Source organism: Streptomyces sp. CO7 (genome assembly GCF_053474865.1).
In genome coordinates, this window is the sequence record NZ_JBRIOU010000004.1 from 557,019 (window position 1) to 558,127 (window position 1,109).

Consider the following 1,109-nt stretch of genomic DNA (forward strand, 5'->3'; position numbering starts at 1 on the left):
GGGCCGGTCAGTCCTCGGAGGAGCCGAGGACCAGGGTGATCCTCCGCTCCTCGCCGTCCCGCTTGACGGTCAGCTCCAGGCGGTCGCCGGGGCGGTGGGCGCGGGTCTTGACGATGAGCTCGTCACCCGAGTGCACCCGGACGCCGTCCACGGCGGTGATCACGTCCCCGGCCTTCAGTCCCGCCTTGGCGCCGGGCCCGCCGGGGGTCACGGAGGACCCGCCGCCGGAACCGCTGGTGTGCACCCGCGCGCCGTCGCCGGCGTACGCCATGTCGAGGGTGACGCCTATCACCGGGTGGGTGGCCTCGCCCTCGTTGATCAGCTCCTCGGCCACCCGCTTGGCCTGGTTCACCGGGATGGCGAAACCGAGGCCTATGGAGCCGGACTTGCCGTCGTCGGTGTCGATGCCGGTGTCGGCGGACCGGATCGCGCAGTTGATGCCGATCACCCGGCCCCGCCCGTCGAGCAGCGGGCCGCCGGAGTTCCCCGGGTTGATCGGGGCGTCGGTCTGCAGCGCGTCCACGTACGAGACGTCGCCGCCGTCGCCCTCGCCGGCCGTGATGGGGCGCTCCTTGGCACTGATGATGCCCGCGGTGACGGTGTTCGCCAGGTCGAACGGGGCGCCGATGGCCACCACCGGATCGCCGACCCGGACGTTGTCGGAGTTGCCCAGCGGCATCGGGTGGAGGCCCTTGACGCCCTTCACCCGGACCACGGCCAGGTCGTAGCCGGAGTCGCCGCCGACCAGTTCGGCGCGGGCGGTCTCGCCGCCGCTGAAGGTGACGGCGATCCGGCCGTCGCCCGCGTCCTCGGCGGCCTCCACGACGTGGCGGTTGGTCAGGATGTGGCCGCGGTCGTCCAGCACGAAACCGGTGCCGGTGCCGGCCTGGCCGCTGCCCTGCACGTGCAGCGTGACCACGCTGGGCAGGGCGCGGTGGGCGATCCCCGCGACGCTGTTCGGGTCGCGGGGGACGTCCTCCACGGGGGCCTGGGAGAGCTCGACGACGCCGAGGCCGCCGTGGCGCTCCAGGTACACGCCTGCCATGCCGCCGGCCAGCCCGGCCACCAGGGCGACCGCGACGGCGCCGCCGACGAGGGCGCGCCTGCGC

General features: G+C 74.3%; 1 protein-coding gene. It reads right to left on the reverse strand.

Annotated features, from left to right (window positions below; translation table 11 throughout):
• Window positions 1-7: 7 nt before the first annotated feature.
• A partial coding sequence (locus ACOV8S_RS15345; protein WP_448318384.1) for a S1C family serine protease occupies window positions 8-1,109 on the reverse strand: 1,102 nt, incomplete at its 5' end.